The organism is Halomonas getboli, from assembly GCF_023094245.1.
Taxonomy (GTDB): domain Bacteria; phylum Pseudomonadota; class Gammaproteobacteria; order Pseudomonadales; family Halomonadaceae; genus Halomonas; species Halomonas getboli.
On record NZ_JALMEW010000002.1, the window covers coordinates 170,279 to 187,485 of the forward strand.

Here is a 17,207-nt window from a genome sequence, read left to right on the forward strand (position 1 = left end):
GTGCACCTCAGCGGCCATCGTTCACGCCCTCCTTCACGGGCAGGGTGACGTAGTGCACTCCGCTCTTCGGATCGGGCAGCACGCCCGCGATGTTGTAGACCTTGCCGGTGCGCTCATCGACGAGGCGCTTCTCGGCGGTGATGTCGTCGCGCCAGCGCAGGGTGATGCGGGCGCTGACCTCGCTCTGCCCGGCCTGGGCGGCGATGAAATCGCGCGCGCTGAGCGGCTCGATGTCAGCCCAGGTGCGGCGCACCAGCGCCCAGCCGGGCTCCATGGCGCCGGTGTCGGGGTTCTGCACGTTGGCCGGGCGCTCGAGGCGCACGCGGTGGCGCAGGCGTCCGCTTCTCATATCCCCAGCCCCACGCGGTGGAAGTGCAGCAGGTTCACGACGGTCTGGTTCTCTTGGATGATCGACCCGACGATGTGCTGCTCGCGGTTCTCGAAGTATTCGCCGACCAGAATCAGCAGGGCCTGCTGCACGCTGGCCGGGAGGATGGCCTCGCTGCTGCTGGTGTCGGGGTCATCCCAGGGGATCGGCCGGCCGAGGTACTGCGAGGCGTACTCGACGGCGACGTCGAGCAGGCGCTCGAGCTCGGCGTCCAGCTCGGAATCGGGGTCCGGGTCGAGCCGCAGGTGCGTCTTGATGGTCGCGAGGGGAATCAGCATAGCGGCGGTATCCAGTCAGCCGTGGCGGCCCAGGGCCGCGGGTTGCCGTGAAAGCAGACGACGTCGGCGCCAGCAGGCAGGCCTTGCTGGCAGTGCGCCTTGTAGCTGACGACGCGCCCGGGGGCGATGTACTGCCAGCGCTGCACGCCCTTTCCCAGCACCCGGCCGAGAAAGCCCTGGTCGCCGAGGGTGCCGCGCCATCCCCGCCGGCGCATGTGCGCGTGGGGGTCGCGGCGCCAGGCGTCCCACACGCGGGCCTTGTCGCGCTCGGCGATGTACATCAGCCCGCTGGCCGGATGCTCGGGCCAGTAGAAATCCGACAGCATGGTGGTGCGGCCGCCGGTGGCGTCGATCAGCGGCGCCAGGTCGCCGAGCACCACGGTGTCGAGATCGAGGTACAGCAGGTCGCCAGCGATGTCCGGCCGGAACAGCTCGAGCTTCGCCCACCAGCCAGGCCAGTTGTGCGCCAGTGGCACCGTCGGCACGCCGGGCACGTCGACGTCGGCCAGGCACACCAGCCCCGGCGCCTGCCGGGCGAGCCACTGGACGTGCGCTGGGGTGTACTGGCCGCCGCTGCGAAGGACGCAGACGCGAGTCACGCTTTCCATATCAGGTTCCACTCGTCGGCCTCGGTAGGCTGGTAGCCCATCGGCGCCAGCAGGCGCTGCTGAGCGTCGCGGGCGGCAGCGTTGAGGGCCTCGGTGATAATCAGTGGGCGGAAACGGGCGATGGTCTCAGCCGCGCCTTCGATCACCTGGCACTCGTGGCCCTCGGTGTCGACCTTGATGGCCCGCACGTCATCCAGCTCCAGATCGTCCAGCCGCAGCGTGGGCACACCGGTGCCGGGCACGATACGGCCGGCGCTAGTCAGGCCCAGCCCTGGGCGGCCGACGAAGCGGGCGGCGCCGGTGCGGTCAGAGGCTGCGGCCGGATGACATTCCACCGCCACCCCATTGGCGGCGACGTTCTCGCGCAGCCTGGCGATGGCCGCAGGGTTCGGCTCCAGCGCCAGCACCTTGGCACCCAGCCGGGCGGCGATGATGGCGTACAGCCCGGTGTAGGCGCCGACGTCGATCGCCACCCCACCCTTGCAGGCAGCCATCCACGCCATAACCGACTCATACTCGAACGGTGTCTCCGTGCGGCTCTGGTGATGGATCACCATGTCGCCGGGCTCGATCAGCTCCACACCGTAGATCTGCAAGAGCCTGCTCCAGTGATTGTCGCGGCCACAGCTCCAGGGCCGTGTGGCGCGAGGCGTTGATGATCTCGCAGTGGCCGAGGTGGCCGGCCATCTCTTCGAACTGGGCGTACCACTTGGGCATCGAGACGGCGTTGCCGAGGCCCTTGGGGTGATCGCCGTGCCAGTGGCGTTTGCCGTCCGCGGCATAGCCGCAGTCGTAGCCCAGCAGGATGATGCGCCGGGCGCCGTGCCACTCGGCCAGGCTCATGGCGCCAGCCCCGCTATTCCCGCCCTGGTGGAACTTGAGCCCCTGCACGCCGGGAATGCCGCGAGCGCTGCTGACCCGCTCGCCGCGGAACACCTGCTCGGCGTCGTCGGCGTAGCGGCGCCACCAGGCGCGGTCCATGGCGTAGAGGATGTCCGCCCAGGGGCAGAGCTGGTAGGTGGTGTTGGTTACGATGACGCCTCGGCCGGGCGCCGCTTGCTGCCACGCGCGGACCGCTTGGCAGTCGTCTGCGGTGAGGCTTGGGCCGCTGGCGATGCAGACGACTTCCCGCCATCGGCCTTCTTGGGGTGGTCCTCGACGATCCGCACCAGCCCGGCCCGGGCCAGCTGTTTGGCGGTGTGGTCGGAGACCGGAAACGTGCTTCCACGCCGGCGTGAGCCGCCGTGATCGAAACCGGTGAGTGCTTCCACGGTTGGCATCTATCAGCCCTCATGCAACGGGGCCCGCTACTGGCGGGCCCCGTGGTTCACGTCACGCTGGATCAGGCGCCGCTGCCCAGCTGGAAGTCGCCCTTCACGAAGGCCTCGGGACGGTACACGGTCAGCGCCACGCGCTCCTCGGCGAGGATGGTGACCATGTTCTTGATGAAGTTGTCCCGGTCCTCGGTGGAGACGGTGACGGTGGCGTCTTCGCGGTCCCAGGCCTGGGCGCCCATCTGGAACGAGCCGGTGAGGAACTCGTCCTGGTCGAGCGACTGGGTGGCCACCACCGGCAGGCCCCAGAGGGTCGGGCCATTCACGCCGTTGGGGTTGGCCCAGATGTAGCGGCCCTGGGTGTCCTTGGTCAGCTCGATGCCGGTCCAGTCGATCGGGTTGAGCACCAGGCCGTCGGCGGCGTACTCGGCCAGCTGCACCTGCAGCATGGCGATGCGCAGCCGGTCGATCTTGGTGTCCTCGGTGACCGAGACGCCCGGGTTGGCATACTGGCTGGCCTGGGTGAAGAGGCCATTGATGTTCAGGCCCACGCCGCTGCCCTTGAGCAGTTGCGCCTCTTCCTTGAGCTTGAGGCCGTAGCGCAGGCGACCGTCGATGTAGCTCTGCAGCATGCCGGCATCGGCGAGCACCTGACGAGAGGCCTGGATCCAGTGCGCGATGGTGGCCACGTTCGCGCTGTCCAGCTCGAAGGTGATGTCCGACTCCGGCTTGCCGCCGGACGGGTTCTCGGAGACCACGTCGGCGTTGTTGCTGAAGCCGGTCTCACGCACGAACTCGACAGCGTTGGACGCGGTGCGGCCGAAGTTGAGGATGTCGCGGATGAACAGCCGGCGCTCGGGCGGGGTCACCACGCCGGGCACGCGGGTCGGCTCGGTGGTGGCGCCAGCAGAGGCATCGGCCTCGGTGATCGCCTGCTGCACGTCCACGGTGAACGAGCCCTTGCCGCCCTGCGCCAGCTGCGCGGCGCGGTTGGCGAACTCGTCGGACTGCGCGACGCGAGCGCCCATGCTCAGGGTCGCCGCCGGGGCGCCGCCGCGGTTGTCGGCCAGGGCCTGCTCGGCCGCCTCGAGACGTGCGTTCAGCTCGCCCTGAGTGGTCAGCAGCTGGTCGACCCGCTCCTTGGTCTCCTGGGACAGCTGCTTGCCTTCCTTGATGGCGGCCTGCGAGTCCTCGGCGAACTGCTTGAGGTTGTCGCTGACCTCTTTCAGGTCCTGCTGGACCCGCTGATATTCCTGCTCCACGTTCACAGGCATGACTGGTACTCCTTCAAGTTGGCAGTGATACGCAGGGGGTCTGCGTCGATCTCGAGGGCGACAGCGTTGTGCGTGTCGGTCGCGGCAGCGCTCGGCGTACCACCGCCGGCAGCGCTAGGCGTGCCGGACTTGAACTCTTGCATCAGCTCGCGACGGCGGCTGCGCGGGATGCCGGCCTTGGCCATGGCCATATCCAGCTCCTTGGCGGCCGCGCGTTGCGAGGGTTGGGCACCCTCCTCGACCTGGTCGGCATCGAGGAAGGTGTCGGCCCATCCGGCGTCCACGGCCTGGCGGCCACCGATCCAGGTCTCGGCGTCCAGCTGGGCGACGATGGTGTCCTGGGCGATACCGGTGCGGGCTTGGTAGATGTCGACGGCAGCGGCGTCGAAGGGCTCGAGCCAGTCGGCGATCTCGCGCAGCTCGAGGCGGTTGCCGATCGCCAGCACCCAGGCGTTGTGCACCATCAGGAAGGCGGCGCGGCCGATGCTGATCTCGTCGCCGGCCATGGCGATGACCGAGGCGGCGGAGGCCGCGAGGCCCATGATGTTCACGTTGACCTGGCCGTCGTGCTCGCGGAGCAGGTTGTAGATGGCCAGGCCTTCGAAGAAGTCTCCGCCCGGGGAGTTGATGTTGACGTTGACCGGGTTGCCGCTGCCGATGGACCGCAGGGCGCCAGCGATTCGCCGGGCCGTGACACCATCGCCCCACATGTCCTCGCCGATGGGCTCGTAGATGGTGATGGTGCTGGCCTGGTCGTCGATCGCGGAATGAATGCCGGGATTCCAGGCTTGCAGCGCGCGGGGCGAGAGGTCGTGCTGAATGCCCGCACGCGGGCGAGCCGCCGGCGCGGCGGGCAGCGTCATGAGCGTCATGGGATGGCTCCGGTCAGTCTTGGTCGGTGTTGCCCTGCTGGCTGGACTGGCTCGGGTTGAGCCAGGCGGCCAGCGCGGCGCGGGCGGTGTCGCCGTCGTTGGCCTGGCCGACGGAGTCGAGCGGGGCCATGGCGGTCTGCACGGTGAGCACGTCGGCGTTGCCGCCCTTGGTGGGCAGGTTCTCCAGCTGGCGGACCTCGTCGCGAGTCATGATCCCGTTGTTGACCATGACCGAGTAGAACTGGGAGCGGGCCTGGCTGTCGGCGCGCAGCAGGCCCTCGATGGAGAACTCGGCGTAGAAGCGGCGCTGGTCCTGCGGGCTGAGCAGGTGCTTGTTGATGGCCTGCTCGATGCGCGTGAGCCAGGGCCGCAGGGTGAACGTGAGGAAGCCGATCAGCTTCTGCTCGAGGCCGGTGCCCCAGTTGGAGTCTTTGTTGCCGTGGCCGACCATCGAGGGGTCGACGCGGAACCAGCGGCACACCTCCTCGACGCTGAACGACCGGGACTCCAGCAGCTGGGCGTCGCTGGGCTTGATGCCGATCGTCTTGGCGTCCATGCCGCCTTCCAGCAGCGGCGACTCGCCGGCGTTGAGCGCGCCGCTGATCGTCTTCATGTTCTCGCGGAAGTCCTCGCGCTGCTCCTTCTTGAGCACCTGCTGCATGGTGAAGGCGACCGTCGGCGCCAGCCCCTTCTCGAAGGTGCTGTTCGCGGCCTGGCTGGCGGCCAGGGCGGAGCCGAATACCGCGGCGCCGTACTGGATGGTCGACAGCCCCCACTTCCCGTCGAGCGAGAAGCCGGGGATGTGGAAGAGATCCTTCTCGCGCACCGGGCGCTGCCGACCGCCCTCTTCGGTGTACATCAGGCGGACGTCACCGTTGGAGAGCTTGCTGCCGCTCAGGCGATCCGGCGACAGGAACTTCAGGCCGACCAGCCGGCCGCCGAAGTACTGCTTCTCGCTGAACCCATTACCGCGCAGCAGGATGGCCGCGGTGTTCGACTCCCAGAACGTGACCGGGGTCGACTCGGCGTTGGGGCTGCGATTGAGGATGCCGTAGAGCGGGTGGTCCACCGCCCGGCGGCGGCCGTCGGGCGTGCGCTCGTAGAGGTGCAGCGGCAACGTGGCCACGGCCTCGGAGATCAGCCGGGTGCAGGCCCAGGCGGCCGAGAGCGACATCACGGTGTTCTCGTTGACCCGCTGGCCGGCGGCACTGGTGCTGGATGCCCAGGCCTGCCAGAAGGCGTCGCTTTGCAGGTCAAGCGGGACGCCCAGCCAGTTGAGGATCGCCGTCTTCACGCGACCCGGCTTTTTCGTCTGATTGCTCATGCGATGATCGGGTCCGATAAGAAGTCGTTGATGTCGTCGGCCTCCTCGGCGTGCCCCGCACACCCCAGAGCCATGGCGAGGGCGACCATGCCGTCGATGCGCCCGGTCGCCTTGTGCTTGTCGAGCTTACGGTTGCCGGCGGCGTCCTTGGTGACCACGGCGTTGGCGGCGCACATGGTGAGCACCGGGTGCTTGCCGTGGCGGATGCGGCTGTTCAGCAGGTCGGCCTCGAGGATGTCGAGCGCGGGGCTCATGTCCTTGAAGCCCTGGCCGAACGGCGCCAGCGGCAGCTCGATGCCGAGGGCGTCGGCGTCTTTCTTGAAGACGTCGATTCGCCAGCGGTCGAAGGCGATCAGCTCGGCATCGACGTCGCCGAGGAGCTCGGCGATCTCGCTGGCCACGAACGAGTAGTCCACCGTCGCGCCGGGCGTGGTGCGCAGCCAGCCGTCTCGGGCCCAGGCGTCGTAAGGCACGCGGTCCTTCTGGGCGCGTTCGTGCAGGCCTTGCTCGGGCGTCCAGAAGAACGGGTGAACGTGGGCAATGCCCTGCTCGTCTCGGCCGATCAGCACGCAGGACGTGAGGTCGGTTCGCGCCGAGAGGTCGAGGCCGCCGTAGATGGCGACGCATTCGCTCAGCGGCTTGGGCTTCTTGCCGCAGGCCTTCCACACGTCCTGCGAGACGAACGGGGAGACCGTCGAGACCCGCTGGTTGAGGTTCAGGTTGCGGAAGGTGTTCTCGAAGCTGGGCATGCGCGCGGCCTTGCGCGCCTGCTTCTCCATGTCCTCCCGCGAGCGGAACAGATCGAGCGCCGGGTTGGCGGCCTTCCATGCACGCTTGCTGTGCAGCTTGGCGTCCTTCGGCGCTTCGTAAACGTGGCTGACGATGCGCTTGTCCTTGGAGCGCGCCGCGTCGTCCAGCCAGACCGAGAACAGGTCGGCGTCGTTGGCAGCCTGGGTGCTGATCGCCAGCAGCAGCGGCGCGTCGTGAGCGCCCTGGGCGGTGGTGATGGCGTCGATGAAGTCGCTCTGCGGGCCGCGCACCTGGCCGACCTCGTCGAGGATGGCCAGGATCGGCGACAGGCCGTGGGCCGTCTTGCCCTCGGCGGCGAGCGCCTTGTACTCAACGTTCATCGGCAGGCCGATCAGCTTCTTGCCGCTGGGCGTGATGTGGATGATCTCGGCGAGCCGGGGCTCGAGCTGGATCATCTTGCACGCCAGGTTGAACACGATGGCGGCCTGCTCGCGGCTCATGGCGCCGGAGACTATCTGGCTGTTCTGCTGCGCCTCGGGGCCGACCAGGTGCGCCAGCAGGATGCCGGCGATGAGGCCGGTCTTGCCGTTCTTCCTCGCGATGCTGAGATACCCGTCGGTGGTGCCGTGCGGGTTGTCGTAGACGTCGAGGATGAAACGCTTCTGGAACTTGGCCAGCTGAATCGGCTGCCCTACCAGCTTGCCCTCGGGCACCCGGCAGTAGCGCTCGATGAACTGGATGACGCGCTCACCGCGGGTCGGGGACCGAGGCATAGGCACCTCAGTGCATGGGGCGTGCGATCAGGCCGTCATCCTGGTCGGTCATCACCTCGTTGGCATGCTGGTGGAGATCGTTGCGCTTGCGCTGATCGCGGGACTCGCCCTGCGTGGCCCGGGCGTGAACCTGGAGCGAGCGGCTCAGCGAGAGCGACTGGGCGTGCAGATCCTTCAGCACCTTGTGCTCGGCGGACGGGGCGGGGCCCATCATTCCCTCGGAAACCCGGCCCTTCTCTTCGGCCTGCTTGAGGTAGTGATTGATGTCAGCGTTCACACGAGCCAGGTGCGAGGCGAGCACCAGGTCGCCCGGCGTCCATGAGTCCGCGGCGCGGGTGAGCATGATGGCATCCCAGAACGGGCGGGCGTCGTCAGGCACGTCGACATAGGCCGGCGGCTCGATGACACCCTCGGCGGCAGCGCGCACTGCCGACACATGCGCGGCGGCGCTGTCGCTCCGCTGACGGCGGTCGCGCTTGCTCATAAGGAACCCCCAATATGCGCAGGGTTAATGGAAAAAACTGTGTTAGCGATGAACCGAAAATTCGGCGGCGGTTTTCGCCGGTTGGCGCTGGACTTTCGACCCACCCCCTCCCCTTGATGCGACCAGTTCGCGTTTCTGCATGAATCCGGCTCATGCACGCCAGGGGTGGTCAGGGTCGAGCGGCAGGCCGTCCAGATCGCATCCGGGCAGGCTGCCTGTCTTCTCCTGGCGCTGCTTGGCCGAGTCGTGGCACGTCTTGCACAGCGACTGCAGGTTGTCAGCGTCGAAGAACAGCGCCTCGCCGCCCTTGTGCGGGGTGATGTGGTCGGCCACCTTGGCCGGGGTCACACGGCCGAGGTCACGGCAGAACCGGCACAGCGGCTCGTCGCGCAGCTGGGCAGCCCGCAGGCGATGCCAGCGACGCGTGTTGTAGAGGTGGCGCCAAGGGCGGGTGTCCATCAGGCGGTTCCAGCCTCATGCCGGTGCACCGCTTGCATGTGGCCACGGAACAACCAAGTCCAGTCCTCGTATGCGTCTTGCGGGGTCTTACCCCGACCGACGATGCGGCCGCCTGCTTTGTATTTGGCACTCATGCATCGATAGCCAATGTTCGATCCAGACCACGGATCTCGCTCAATATGCGGCTTCATCACGACCTCACTTGCCAGCGGTCATTCTGCCGGACTGCCATCTAGCCAAGTGGTAGCATCCTGCCGCCCCACCTCTTCTTGATCCTCAGCAGCCAGGGCCTCGATCAGCAGGGTCAGCAGCTGATTGGTCTTCTGCTGCTCGATCAGCGTCTGGCGCTGATCCGCGACCAGTTGCTCGAGCAGCTGCTCGGCGCGCTCGCTCATGGGCCTCGGCCCTCCATTTCTTGATCCACGCTCGGCGGCGTTCGCAGGCGGCGCATGCCATGTCGATACCCTGTGTTGGGCCGGCGCAGCACCTCGCGGCGCGCTGCCGGCATGCCGGGGTCACCGGAGCCCGGCCCGGAGATGGCGGATCACCTCCTTGGTCCCCGCGGGGTGTGACGTTGCTGGTGCGAGTGGCAGGCGCTGATCAGCAGCCCGGCAGCCCAGACGACCAGCAGCAGCACGGTGCCGATGCCGGCCGCCGTGTCGCGGCAGCGCTGGATGACAGGGCCCCGGTGGTTCATTCCTCGTCGCCAGCGTCGTGGGCGAGGATCTCGACCACTGCGGCGCGATCCTTGTTGGCGCGGATGCGCAGCGCTTCGTAGTCAGCCAGCAGGTCCAGCAGCCCGCGATTCGTCGCCACGCGCCCGGCTGGCGCCGGCAGGGGGCTGGTCAGGCTCGGCGGAACGATTGGCGTCACCAGCACCGGCACCGTCTGCGTCGGGCAGAGCGCGCAGCCAGTCAGCAACAGCATCAGGCACAGGGCGATCAGCCCACTCGCGAACCTCCGCATCGGTGTCCTCCAGCCGGTCGAGGGCCGCCCGGTGTTCGTTGATTCGGTCGCGTGCGGCGGCCAGGGCCTGCTCGCGCTGTTCGAGGGCAGCCAGCAGGCGGCGGGCGTTCTCGCGGCGCCACTCCAGGGCACTGGTCAGCGCAGCGACCTCCCCCTGGGATTTTTCGAGAGCGGCCCGCGCGGCGTCACGCTGGGCGATGGCGGCATCGCGTGATGCCTGCACGCCCTGCAGGTAGAGCCAGCCTCCGGCGGCGAGCGCCGTGGCCAGCAATGCGGCCCAGGCCCACCCCGGTACCAATCGAATCAGGGTGCTCATAGCTGCCCCAGCTTGCGGGCCACCACGTCATCCCACACGGCGGTGCCCATGTAGGCGCCGATGATCGTTCCCCACAGGCCGTAGGTCGGCCACAGGGCCGCGGCCGGCAGCTCCAGCCAGAACAGGCCCGCCGTTTCGAGGATCGCCGCGGCCATGGCCCAGTGGGCGAGGCGACGGCGATTCTTCCAGCGGTCGGCGTCGGCGGTGGCGTTACTCATGATCACCCGCGACCAGCGGCGCGTATTCGTCATAGAGGCAGAGCCAGCGCTCGACATCGCGGCGCTTCACCAGCCCCGGAAGCTCCTCGCCACCGGCATAGGTCCAGCGGGCCAGCTCGTTGCAGGCCGCCACCGTCTCGCCGGCGTTCAACTTTCGCAGCAGGGTCGATCGGCCGAAGGCCCCCGCCCCCACGTTGTAAACGAACGAGGCCAGCGCGGCCCGGCGTGTCGGCGGCAGATCAACCGTCACACGATCGTCGACCGCATCGAACGCATCGCCCAGGTCACCAGCCAGCAGCCGGCCGCACTCCTCGTCGCTGAGGGTCTGGCCGATCCGAGCCGTGGCCGTGTGGCCATAGCAGACGGTCACCACACCTACCGGGTCGAAGTAAGCCGAATTCTCCTTGCCCTCGAAGAAGCTCACCGTGCCGGCGGCGAGCGCCAGGGCGGTGCCACCGAGGCCCAGGCCAACGAAACGCTTGATGCTCACGGCTCGCCGTCCTCCGAATCCCTGCCGGCCATCGCGGCCTGGTGCTCGCGCTTGAGCATCTCGAGCTTCTCGTCCTCGATGCGGGCGCGGCGCCAGATCCACCACACCTGCCCCAGCAGATAGATGCACGTCAGCACGCCGGCGACGACACCGACCTGAGTGCCGGGGTCAGCTTTCACGAACGTGAGCCAGCCAACGCCTACCGGCGCGGTTCGAATGCTCTCCTCGACTGCGATCCGGGTAGACATAGCGCCTCGTCGTCTGGGCATGAAGAAAAGGCCCCGCACGTGGGGCAAGACGCCAGGCGGCGCCATCACAGAAAGGGAGCCGCCCGCGGGAGTGGCGCGGCAAGGGGAACGCACCGGGCGGCATAAACTGGTAGCGGATGCCGGAGTTGCACCGACTTCTCCGGGTTATGAGCCCGGCGTCTTGCTGTCTGACCCATCCGCTGCAAACGCAAACGGCCCGCCGGGGCGAGCCGGCGGGCCGTGGTAATGTCTGGCGCCTGGCGGATCGATCGCCAAGCTACAGATACAGTAGATCAACCGTGGAGAAAGCGCAACATCTTGTGCTAAACAATCGCATCCTGTGGATAACCTATCTTGGCCAGCAGGATCAGCTGCGCCTTTGCCGACTTCGCTGCATCCTTGATCGCCTGGCCATTCTTGAACGTTGGCACCAGGTGAGAGGTCCGCACCCGGCGGCGCACGCCCTCCTCTTGCACCCTGGCGTGACGCTCGGCCATCTCTTCCCGCTCAGCCTCGCTTCGCGGCACCACCTGCCACTGGCGCTTCCCCGGATCCGTCGGCTGATCCTCGACGCAGTCGAATCGATGCCCCTCCACGCAGAAAAAGCCCAGCTGCCGGGCATAGCTGCCGATGTTGGCCGCGATCGCTTCATAGCTCGCCGCCCACTCGCTGCCCTGCACCCGGCGGTCCAACTTTCGCGCCTGGATCAGCAGCGCCAGCAGCTGGCGCTCGGGGATGTTCGCCCATGCCAGCCAGCGGCGCACCGCCTCGTGGCTCTCGTGGTAGCGGATACCCCGGTCGTAGAGGTTGGCCAGCGGCTCCCGGGCGATGTCCGTGCCGCCGGGTGCATACCCCGGAGCGATCGCGCTGCCGCCGACGCCCTGCAGATGGTCGGTCCCGTGCAGCGTGCGGCGCTCCACCTCCATGTCGAGGATCCGGCGGACGAACACCCGCGTCGCTTCGTCGTCGTGCTCCGGGTGCTGCTGGCGCGCCAGCTCAGCCAGCCGCCAGATGCCCATGCGCTCGTAATCCCTGGTCTGTGCCGTCACGTTACCGCTCCCCTCGGTCTGCGCCAGTGCTGCCATCGTCATCGCCATCTCCCCGTTTCCATTCCGACCCGTTCTCCAGCGCCAGCTGATCGCCCACCACCTGGGTGCGCGGCCAGCTGACGTACTCCCGCAATACGGCCTTCGCTTCATCGAAGCCCCGCGCCAGCGCCGGGCAATACCCCTCGTACTCGCTATCGTCCAACCACGCATGCTGACTGTCGGCCAGCGCGGCATCCCGGGGCGGCGTGGCCTTGAACTCGAGATAGAGCCCGTGCCATCCACCCCGCGCCTGCCGGACGACCAGATCGCTCACCCCAGCCTTCACGCCTTGGGCCTTCATCCGCCCCGCTTCCTTGGCCAGCCGATACCCGCCGTTGGGCACGTGATAGGTGGCGTCGTACAGCTCTCCCACATCCGTGCCACGGATCTTTTCGGCCTTCAGCCAGGTCATCACCGCCGCCTGCTCCTGCCCCTCCCAATCGACCGGCTTGCGCCGGGGTTTGCCGGAGGCGGTGGGCTTGCGGCGCGGCGTGGCCCGGACGTAGTTGCGGGTGCTCATACCAGCAGCTCCCGCGCTTCGATCAGCGTCAGCTTGCCGGTGCAGAACGCTCCGGTGTCGATGTAATGGACGTTGCCCAGCTGGGTAGGCGCGCCGACGATGGTGTGGCCCACCACCACCGCATCGATGCCGATCACCGGCGTCTCGTCCTGCTGGCTGATGCGGGTACGCCCCCACACCAGCTGCTGGATCAGCGAAGGGCGAACAACGTCAGCCCAATCCGCAGGCGGCTCGGCGTGGACCATCCCGACGCGCTTGCCGTCGACCACGACCTCCCTGGCATATGGCAGATGCTCGAGCGCCTCGGCCAGGATCGTCTTCACCTCGTAGGCGTTCTCGCCCACCGACCAGGCACCACCGTTCACCATCCAGAGGTTGTACGGCATCCAGTCGCCGTCGTTGTCGCGCAGCAGGGCGTCATGCGCCAGCATCTCGTGGTTGCCGCGCACCCCGTGGAACCAAGGCTCGAACGGCAGCGACAGGCAATCGAGCGAGCGGGCGCCGCGATCAATCAGGTCGCCCACGCTGAAGAGCCGGTCGACAGCCTTGTCGAAGCCCACTCGACTCATTTCTGAGTTCAGTAGATCCAGCTGGCCGTGGATGTCGCCGACGAAGAAGTCGCGGCCCCGGATGTTGGCCTCATGCCGTTCGATCATCACACCCTCCTCGGATTGTTCACGTACCGCCGTTCGGGCGGCTTCTCGGCGTTCTTGTCGCTCATGAATCACCCCGTGCGCGTTCGATGGCCGCTGCCAGGTCGCCGAGGCGCAGGCCGACCCACTGGTTGATGTAGGCGGGCATCGCCCGGAACCAGCCGTCAAACCCACGGCCCTGCTTGAATAGATCGGTCGCCGCGTCGAAGTGGCCGGTGGCGGCGCGCAGCCGCCTGGCGGCGAGGTCGTAAAGCCAGTCGCTCACAATGCAACCCTCCCGTGGTGGCTATCCGCTGCGGGGGATATTTCGCAGTTATCCCCCATAGCGGATAAAGCGCCGGCCCGCTCGGCGCGACGCTTCCAGTTGCCGAAGTCGCTCACGATCCGGCGGAACATGGCCGCGGCGTCGTCGTTGTGATCCAGATCGGCGCGGCTCTCCACCCCGCAGGCCCGGCGGATCGCGTCGGCGGCTTCCTCCGGGGTGTGGGTGCCGTCCGGCATCTGCGTCTCGGTCATGCCCTTCTGGTGTCGGATGCGAGCATCGAGATAGAGGCCGAACACCGGCAGCTCGCCGAGCATCGCGGCCTCCCGCGCCAGCCGACCGCCCTTGCCCTGGCTACTCACTCCCCACCTCGTCGTCATAGAGCTCACTGCATTCGGCGCGCAGCACGCCCTCGAGCGCCTCAGCCCGGCAGGCATCGGTAAGGAGGCTGTTGGCGTGCTCAAGCCCACGCTCGACGCAGCGGGCCACGTCATGACGCTCCAGGCACGGAAGGGTCTCCACCCTCAGGCGCAGCGACAGGTCGCCATCGAGGCGGGCGGCTAGCTGGCGCAGGCGATGTGCCAGGCGCCCGCGCCAGCCCATATCAGCGGCGGCGGTCTCGGAGCACTGGAGCTTGCTGCGATACTCGATCTCGTAGCTCATGTCTCACCTCCCGCGGCCACCAGCTGGCGCCCGGTCTCCATCAGCCACTGCAGCTCCTGCCCGGCGTCCTGCTCGCCCTGGGCGTAGCCATCACCGGCCTGCGCCAGCAGCGTGCGGTGCATCGCCACGCAGCGCTGGAACAGCTCGAGCGAAAGGGTGATGCCGGCGGGCTGATAGAACGGACTGCTCGGCACCACCAGGTCATCGCCGCGAGTCGCGTAGCGGATGGACTCGGGCTCAGGGATTGTCGACCAGCCGACAGCCTCCCGGGCGTTATGGCAGCGCTCGCACAGGTCCTCAGGGATCGGCGCCTCATCCGGGCGGCGGAACGTCACCCGGCAGAGGCGGCAGGTCTTGAGGTCAGCGGTGGCCACCGAGATGGGAGCAGGCCGCGTCACCGGCTTGGGCGCACCGCCAGCCCGGGGACGCATCGTGTCACGGCTGGCGGGGCGCACCGGGGCGCGGGTGTCGCGGTCGGCTGCTGGCGCGGTGTTCGGCTGAGGCCCCGCGGCGGGCTCGTCGTCGAGCGGCGCACCGGGCGCGACATGATCCATGGCCGCCGGGGCGGGCCATACCGCCTCGCCCTTCACGTGAATCAGGCCCGCGGCGCGCAGCTTGGTGAGCGCGTTGAGCACACGGTCCTGATCGCAATCGGAGCGGGCGTTGCAGTACGCCTGCACGATGACCATCGGCACGCCGCGGCGGGTCTGCTGGTGCTCCGAGGTCACTGCCTGCATCACCTGCGCCTGCAGCTTGGTCAGGCGGATGCGGTCGTCGATATTGGCCGGGCTGTTCATGCCGCCACCCCTTGGGCCTGGATGACCCGGTTGCCGTGTGCCATGTCCCGGTCGTGCCAGCCGGCGGCGAACCAGGCGTCGTAGGTGCTGAGCGCATCGGCGTGGAGCTGCGCGCCCCGATCCCGCGCCTCGCCACCGCGGCGGTAGGCCGTGGCCTCGCTCAGGCTGATGTCGTGCTGGGCGGCGAACATGCCATCCGCCACCGATACCTCATGAATGCTCGCCACGACGAAACTCCTCGAGGCCCTGCGGGCGCAGCTGCTGGGATTGGCGGGCCAGCGCGCGGCCGGCGTCGGTGAGGGCATAGAGCGGGTGGCAGTCCTCGCCCACCTGGGCTTCGTCGACGATCTCGAGATACCCCTGGCGCTCCAGGCGGGTCACGGTGCTGGCCACCGAGCGCCAGCTCGGGCCCGCGCCGTCGGCGGTGGTGAGACGACGCCACAGGTGGTTCACGTCCAGCCCGTCGCGCGGGTCGCCGTAGCTCATCAGCGCCAGCAGCACCGCGCGCTCGAGTGTGATGGTCTGGTCACGCATCGCCCTTCCCTCCCTCGTCGCTCGCCAGCGCCAGCAGCCAGTCGACGCCCTTGTCAGTGATGCCCAGCACCTGCCGGGCCGGCTTGCCCACGGTTCCGATCACATCGATCAGTTGGAGAGCGAGCAGCTCGTGGCAGCGCGGGCAAACGCTGGAAAGCGGGATCCCCGGCAGCTCTGCAAGCTCTTGACGGGTCCAACCCTCCCCCTTGGCGCACCAGTAGAGGGCGGCCATGATCCTGACCTGCTGGCGCGCGGACCGCCCGGAGCGGCGCACATCGTCCAGCCCCTCGCGGGAGACCTCGTTGCCGGTGGGTTGCATCAGTGCGGCCATGGTCACTTCCCTCCCAGTACGCCACGCAGGGCGGCGATGCCCTCGCGGCCACTCATGCGTTGTTTCAGCCCGGCGGCCTCCGCGCGGCGCTGAGCCTCCTCTCGGCCAGCCCGCTCGGCCAGCTCCGCCGGCGAGCGGCGGCTGTCGTGCTCGAGCAGCTGGCGCTCGGTCAGCGTCTCGCCGGCCATCACCCGGTTGACCAGGGCCTGATACTCCTTGGCGAACCGGCGCTCCAGGCGCTCGACCCGGCTGGGCTGCACGTGGGTCAGCTCCCACCAGCCCACCGCGTTGCCCGCCATGCGCACGGCCTCGTGGCTCCAGCGGTGGCGGCGCGGCTCGTGGGCGTGGGCCGTCACCTCGCGCCAGGCCTCAGCGACCGCCGGCATACCGAAGTCCTCCGGCGTAGGCGCCAGCAGCCTGATCAGCACAGGGATCGTCGGCGGCCAGGTATTCCCCTCGCGCTTCAGATCGCTCATCGCCCGTTCCACCACCGGACGCGTCGGCAGAGCCACCCATCGGGCCAGCTCCATGGCCATCTCGCGCTTGCTCAGCGCCAGCACGCTCTCGCTCGGGAACGCGCTCTCCCAGGTCCGCGGGTACAGCGCCGCCAGCCGGGTGAACACCTGATTCACCAGCGCCAGCGTCTCCGGCCGGGGCGTCGTCTCCGCCTTCGCTTGGCCACCAGCCGTCGGCCCAGCTGGTGTCGTTCGGGTCGGCGAGCTGTTCGCGCACTCGCCGGCGGCGAGCCGCTGGGTCTGTTGCGCCAGCAGCTCCGGCATCGCTTGAGACATGGGCGTTTCCTCCGGTGGCAGGCGCCTGGCGGCGCAGGTTCTCCTGCACCCAGCGCGCAAAGCGGCGGGTCCAGTCGGCGGGGGTGGCAGTGCGCCCAGGCAGGGCGGCAAAGTGCTCGCGGAAGTCCAGCAGGGCGTGGTGCACGTCGGCATCGGGGGGCAGCCCACGCTCCCAGCAGGCACGCTGCCAGGTGGGCAGGTCGGGTTCCCAGTCCAGGGTCATCGGTTGCTGGCGCTGGCGATGGCCAGCCAGGGGCGGCTCGGGGTCGGCAGGATCGGCGGGGGCGTTCAGCGGCTGGCCGTCGTCGTCCAGGTCCTGGCCGAACACGCCCGGCGAATCGCTCGCGCCCGCGTCAGAGTGAGAGGGTGTTTGATTCATAGTGGTAGATTCAAGGGGTGTCACCGGTGACACCCTCCCCCTGTCAGTGGTGACACCCTCCCCTGTCAAATTGACACCCTCGGGGGGTGTCAATTTGGCACCCTCCCCGGATTGGCCAGACATAGAGGGGGTGTCAGATTGGCACCCTCCCCCGAAGCGCTCGATCACGGCCAGGTGGTAGCGGTTCGACATTTGCCGACCGTTCGTCGCGTGCCGCACCTCGACCTTCAGCAGGCCATGTTCCTCGAGCAGGTCCACCGCGCGCTGCACGCTGCGAACGCCGCAGCCCATCTCCAGCGCCATGGTGGAGATCGACGGCCAGCAGGCGTGTTGCTCGTCGGCGTAATCGGCCAGCAGCATCAGCGCCAGGCGGGCCGGCGCCTTCACCGTGGCGGGCAGCGTCTTGAGCGACTGACGCGCCCAGTGCATCGCAGCCAGGCTCATGGACGCACCTCGTGTTGTTCATG

The 17,207-nt window shown here is 68.3% G+C and carries 29 protein-coding genes, 1 tRNA gene and 1 pseudogene; all 31 read right to left on the bottom strand.

Going from position 1 to position 17,207, the window contains the following annotated elements:
• Window positions 1-7: 7 nt before the first annotated feature.
• The gene (locus MYL53_RS05710; protein WP_247852661.1) at window positions 8-349 is read right to left on the bottom strand and encodes a phage head closure protein; all 342 of its coding nucleotides are present in this window, start codon (window positions 347-349) and stop codon (window positions 8-10) included.
• Window positions 346-666 (bottom strand): head-tail connector protein, encoded by a 321-nt coding sequence (locus MYL53_RS05715; RefSeq protein WP_247852663.1) that lies wholly within the window; start codon window positions 664-666, stop codon window positions 346-348. Before MYL53_RS05715 ends, MYL53_RS05710 begins: the two co-directional genes overlap by 4 nt.
• Window positions 660-1,274 carry a glycosyltransferase family protein gene (locus MYL53_RS05720; protein WP_247852665.1) on the bottom strand — a complete coding sequence of 205 codons (615 nt, stop codon included), beginning with the start codon at window positions 1,272-1,274 and terminating at the stop codon, window positions 660-662. The genes MYL53_RS05715 and MYL53_RS05720 overlap by 7 nt, the downstream gene beginning before the upstream one ends.
• Window positions 1,262-1,870, bottom strand: a complete 609-nt coding sequence (locus MYL53_RS05725) for an FkbM family methyltransferase (protein WP_247852667.1) — start codon at window positions 1,868-1,870, stop codon at window positions 1,262-1,264. Before MYL53_RS05725 ends, MYL53_RS05720 begins: the two co-directional genes overlap by 13 nt.
• Window positions 1,785-2,255, bottom strand: coding sequence for a hypothetical protein (locus tag MYL53_RS05730; RefSeq protein ID WP_247852669.1), 471 nt, complete (start codon window positions 2,253-2,255; stop codon window positions 1,785-1,787). The genes MYL53_RS05725 and MYL53_RS05730 overlap by 86 nt, the downstream gene beginning before the upstream one ends.
• A gap of 361 nt (window positions 2,256-2,616) precedes the next feature.
• On the bottom strand, window positions 2,617-3,822 hold the full coding sequence (locus MYL53_RS05735) for a phage major capsid protein (RefSeq protein WP_247852671.1): 1,206 nt from the start codon (window positions 3,820-3,822) through the stop codon (window positions 2,617-2,619).
• Window positions 3,813-4,694, bottom strand: a complete 882-nt coding sequence (locus MYL53_RS05740; RefSeq protein ID WP_247852673.1) for a head maturation protease, ClpP-related — start codon at window positions 4,692-4,694, stop codon at window positions 3,813-3,815. Before MYL53_RS05740 ends, MYL53_RS05735 begins: the two co-directional genes overlap by 10 nt.
• A 13-nt stretch (window positions 4,695-4,707) precedes the next feature.
• Window positions 4,708-6,018: a phage portal protein gene (locus tag MYL53_RS05745; protein ID WP_247852675.1), complete on the bottom strand. Its 1,311-nt coding sequence runs from the start codon at window positions 6,016-6,018 to the stop codon at window positions 4,708-4,710.
• Complete coding sequence (locus MYL53_RS05750) at window positions 6,015-7,541, bottom strand: terminase large subunit (protein WP_247852677.1); 1,527 nt, start codon at window positions 7,539-7,541, stop codon at window positions 6,015-6,017. The genes MYL53_RS05745 and MYL53_RS05750 overlap by 4 nt, the downstream gene beginning before the upstream one ends.
• 7 nt (window positions 7,542-7,548) lie before the next feature.
• Window positions 7,549-8,025 carry a hypothetical protein gene (locus MYL53_RS05755; protein ID WP_247852679.1) on the bottom strand — a complete coding sequence of 159 codons (477 nt, stop codon included), beginning with the start codon at window positions 8,023-8,025 and terminating at the stop codon, window positions 7,549-7,551.
• A gap of 150 nt (window positions 8,026-8,175) precedes the next feature.
• Complete coding sequence (locus tag MYL53_RS05760; RefSeq protein WP_247852680.1) at window positions 8,176-8,484, bottom strand: HNH endonuclease; 309 nt, start codon at window positions 8,482-8,484, stop codon at window positions 8,176-8,178.
• A 212-nt stretch (window positions 8,485-8,696) separates the two neighbouring features.
• Window positions 8,697-8,879: a hypothetical protein gene (locus MYL53_RS05765; RefSeq protein WP_247852681.1), complete on the bottom strand. Its 183-nt coding sequence runs from the start codon at window positions 8,877-8,879 to the stop codon at window positions 8,697-8,699.
• A gap of 149 nt (window positions 8,880-9,028) precedes the next feature.
• Entirely contained in the window at window positions 9,029-9,181 is a 153-nt protein-coding gene (locus MYL53_RS05770; RefSeq protein WP_247852682.1) for a hypothetical protein, read from the bottom strand.
• Complete coding sequence (locus tag MYL53_RS17250; RefSeq protein WP_282103419.1) at window positions 9,178-9,300, bottom strand: hypothetical protein; 123 nt, start codon at window positions 9,298-9,300, stop codon at window positions 9,178-9,180. The genes MYL53_RS05770 and MYL53_RS17250 overlap by 4 nt, the downstream gene beginning before the upstream one ends.
• Window positions 9,263-9,766 carry a hypothetical protein gene (locus tag MYL53_RS05775; RefSeq protein ID WP_247852683.1) on the bottom strand — a complete coding sequence of 168 codons (504 nt, stop codon included), beginning with the start codon at window positions 9,764-9,766 and terminating at the stop codon, window positions 9,263-9,265. Before MYL53_RS05775 ends, MYL53_RS17250 begins: the two co-directional genes overlap by 38 nt.
• Window positions 9,763-9,984 (bottom strand): hypothetical protein, encoded by a 222-nt coding sequence (locus MYL53_RS05780; protein ID WP_247852684.1) that lies wholly within the window; start codon window positions 9,982-9,984, stop codon window positions 9,763-9,765. The genes MYL53_RS05775 and MYL53_RS05780 overlap by 4 nt, the downstream gene beginning before the upstream one ends.
• The gene (locus MYL53_RS05785; protein WP_247852685.1) at window positions 9,977-10,474 is read right to left on the bottom strand and encodes a lysozyme; all 498 of its coding nucleotides are present in this window, start codon (window positions 10,472-10,474) and stop codon (window positions 9,977-9,979) included. The genes MYL53_RS05780 and MYL53_RS05785 overlap by 8 nt, the downstream gene beginning before the upstream one ends.
• Window positions 10,471-10,722, bottom strand: a complete 252-nt coding sequence (locus tag MYL53_RS05790; RefSeq protein WP_247852686.1) for a hypothetical protein — start codon at window positions 10,720-10,722, stop codon at window positions 10,471-10,473. The genes MYL53_RS05785 and MYL53_RS05790 overlap by 4 nt, the downstream gene beginning before the upstream one ends.
• 128 nt (window positions 10,723-10,850) lie before the next feature.
• Window positions 10,851-10,924, bottom strand: a tRNA-Met gene (locus MYL53_RS05795).
• Window positions 10,925-11,045: 121 nt separating this feature from the next.
• Window positions 11,046-11,819, bottom strand: coding sequence for a hypothetical protein (locus tag MYL53_RS05800; RefSeq protein ID WP_247852687.1), 774 nt, complete (start codon window positions 11,817-11,819; stop codon window positions 11,046-11,048).
• Entirely contained in the window at window positions 11,773-12,330 is a 558-nt protein-coding gene (locus MYL53_RS05805; RefSeq protein WP_247852688.1) for a VRR-NUC domain-containing protein, read from the bottom strand. The genes MYL53_RS05800 and MYL53_RS05805 overlap by 47 nt, the downstream gene beginning before the upstream one ends.
• Window positions 12,327-12,986 carry a metallophosphoesterase gene (locus tag MYL53_RS05810; RefSeq protein WP_247852689.1) on the bottom strand — a complete coding sequence of 220 codons (660 nt, stop codon included), beginning with the start codon at window positions 12,984-12,986 and terminating at the stop codon, window positions 12,327-12,329. Before MYL53_RS05810 ends, MYL53_RS05805 begins: the two co-directional genes overlap by 4 nt.
• 61 nt (window positions 12,987-13,047) lie before the next feature.
• Window positions 13,048-13,248 (bottom strand): hypothetical protein, encoded by a 201-nt coding sequence (locus MYL53_RS05815; protein WP_247852690.1) that lies wholly within the window; start codon window positions 13,246-13,248, stop codon window positions 13,048-13,050.
• Complete coding sequence (locus tag MYL53_RS05820) at window positions 13,245-13,562, bottom strand: hypothetical protein (RefSeq protein WP_247852691.1); 318 nt, start codon at window positions 13,560-13,562, stop codon at window positions 13,245-13,247. The genes MYL53_RS05815 and MYL53_RS05820 overlap by 4 nt, the downstream gene beginning before the upstream one ends.
• A gap of 37 nt (window positions 13,563-13,599) precedes the next feature.
• Window positions 13,600-13,908: a hypothetical protein gene (locus tag MYL53_RS05825; RefSeq protein WP_247852692.1), complete on the bottom strand. Its 309-nt coding sequence runs from the start codon at window positions 13,906-13,908 to the stop codon at window positions 13,600-13,602.
• On the bottom strand, window positions 13,905-14,705 hold the full coding sequence (locus tag MYL53_RS05830; protein ID WP_247852693.1) for a hypothetical protein: 801 nt from the start codon (window positions 14,703-14,705) through the stop codon (window positions 13,905-13,907). The genes MYL53_RS05825 and MYL53_RS05830 overlap by 4 nt, the downstream gene beginning before the upstream one ends.
• The gene (locus tag MYL53_RS05835) at window positions 14,702-14,932 is read right to left on the bottom strand and encodes a hypothetical protein (RefSeq protein WP_247852694.1); all 231 of its coding nucleotides are present in this window, start codon (window positions 14,930-14,932) and stop codon (window positions 14,702-14,704) included. The genes MYL53_RS05830 and MYL53_RS05835 overlap by 4 nt, the downstream gene beginning before the upstream one ends.
• On the bottom strand, window positions 14,916-15,239 hold the full coding sequence (locus tag MYL53_RS05840; protein WP_247852695.1) for a helix-turn-helix domain-containing protein: 324 nt from the start codon (window positions 15,237-15,239) through the stop codon (window positions 14,916-14,918). The genes MYL53_RS05835 and MYL53_RS05840 overlap by 17 nt, the downstream gene beginning before the upstream one ends.
• Entirely contained in the window at window positions 15,232-15,570 is a 339-nt protein-coding gene (locus MYL53_RS05845; RefSeq protein ID WP_247852696.1) for a hypothetical protein, read from the bottom strand. Before MYL53_RS05845 ends, MYL53_RS05840 begins: the two co-directional genes overlap by 8 nt.
• 2 nt (window positions 15,571-15,572) lie before the next feature.
• Complete coding sequence (locus MYL53_RS05850; RefSeq protein WP_345740358.1) at window positions 15,573-16,361, bottom strand: replication protein P; 789 nt, start codon at window positions 16,359-16,361, stop codon at window positions 15,573-15,575.
• 31 nt (window positions 16,362-16,392) lie between these two features.
• Window positions 16,393-17,184 (bottom strand): annotated as a pseudogene (locus MYL53_RS05855) (helix-turn-helix domain-containing protein); the annotation flags it as partial.
• Window positions 17,185-17,207 lie beyond the last annotated feature (23 nt).

Bases quoted from the DNA above. Each gene is read 5' to 3' on its own strand.
- MYL53_RS05740 (WP_247852673.1), bottom strand. From the start codon at position 4,694: ATGACGCTCATGACGCTGCCCGCCGCGCCGGCGGCTCGCCCGCGTGCG.
- MYL53_RS05820 (WP_247852691.1), bottom strand. From the start codon at position 13,562: ATGCTCGGCGAGCTGCCGGTGTTCGGCCTCTATCTCGATGCTCGCATC.
- MYL53_RS05760 (WP_247852680.1), bottom strand. From the start codon at position 8,484: ATGGACACCCGCCCTTGGCGCCACCTCTACAACACGCGTCGCTGGCAT.
- MYL53_RS05810 (WP_247852689.1), bottom strand. From the start codon at position 12,986: ATGATCGAACGGCATGAGGCCAACATCCGGGGCCGCGACTTCTTCGTC.
- MYL53_RS05765 (WP_247852681.1), bottom strand. From the start codon at position 8,879: ATGAGCGAGCGCGCCGAGCAGCTGCTCGAGCAACTGGTCGCGGATCAG.
- MYL53_RS05845 (WP_247852696.1), bottom strand. From the start codon at position 15,570: ATGGCCGCACTGATGCAACCCACCGGCAACGAGGTCTCCCGCGAGGGG.
- MYL53_RS05735 (WP_247852671.1), bottom strand. From the start codon at position 3,822: ATGCCTGTGAACGTGGAGCAGGAATATCAGCGGGTCCAGCAGGACCTG.
- MYL53_RS05790 (WP_247852686.1), bottom strand. From the start codon at position 10,722: ATGTCTACCCGGATCGCAGTCGAGGAGAGCATTCGAACCGCGCCGGTA.
- MYL53_RS05780 (WP_247852684.1), bottom strand. From the start codon at position 9,984: ATGAGTAACGCCACCGCCGACGCCGACCGCTGGAAGAATCGCCGTCGC.
- MYL53_RS05710 (WP_247852661.1), bottom strand. From the start codon at position 349: ATGAGAAGCGGACGCCTGCGCCACCGCGTGCGCCTCGAGCGCCCGGCC.
- MYL53_RS05715 (WP_247852663.1), bottom strand. From the start codon at position 666: ATGCTGATTCCCCTCGCGACCATCAAGACGCACCTGCGGCTCGACCCG.
- MYL53_RS05775 (WP_247852683.1), bottom strand. From the start codon at position 9,766: ATGAGCACCCTGATTCGATTGGTACCGGGGTGGGCCTGGGCCGCATTG.
- MYL53_RS05840 (WP_247852695.1), bottom strand. From the start codon at position 15,239: ATGCGTGACCAGACCATCACACTCGAGCGCGCGGTGCTGCTGGCGCTG.
- MYL53_RS05755 (WP_247852679.1), bottom strand. From the start codon at position 8,025: ATGAGCAAGCGCGACCGCCGTCAGCGGAGCGACAGCGCCGCCGCGCAT.
- MYL53_RS05730 (WP_247852669.1), bottom strand. From the start codon at position 2,255: ATGGACCGCGCCTGGTGGCGCCGCTACGCCGACGACGCCGAGCAGGTG.
- MYL53_RS05850 (WP_345740358.1), bottom strand. From the start codon at position 16,361: ATGTCTCAAGCGATGCCGGAGCTGCTGGCGCAACAGACCCAGCGGCTC.
- MYL53_RS05745 (WP_247852675.1), bottom strand. From the start codon at position 6,018: ATGAGCAATCAGACGAAAAAGCCGGGTCGCGTGAAGACGGCGATCCTC.
- MYL53_RS05770 (WP_247852682.1), bottom strand. From the start codon at position 9,181: ATGAACCACCGGGGCCCTGTCATCCAGCGCTGCCGCGACACGGCGGCC.
- MYL53_RS05720 (WP_247852665.1), bottom strand. From the start codon at position 1,274: ATGGAAAGCGTGACTCGCGTCTGCGTCCTTCGCAGCGGCGGCCAGTAC.
- MYL53_RS05830 (WP_247852693.1), bottom strand. From the start codon at position 14,705: ATGAACAGCCCGGCCAATATCGACGACCGCATCCGCCTGACCAAGCTG.
- MYL53_RS05800 (WP_247852687.1), bottom strand. From the start codon at position 11,819: ATGGCGATGACGATGGCAGCACTGGCGCAGACCGAGGGGAGCGGTAAC.
- MYL53_RS05750 (WP_247852677.1), bottom strand. From the start codon at position 7,541: ATGCCTCGGTCCCCGACCCGCGGTGAGCGCGTCATCCAGTTCATCGAG.
- MYL53_RS05805 (WP_247852688.1), bottom strand. From the start codon at position 12,330: ATGAGCACCCGCAACTACGTCCGGGCCACGCCGCGCCGCAAGCCCACC.
- MYL53_RS05825 (WP_247852692.1), bottom strand. From the start codon at position 13,908: ATGAGCTACGAGATCGAGTATCGCAGCAAGCTCCAGTGCTCCGAGACC.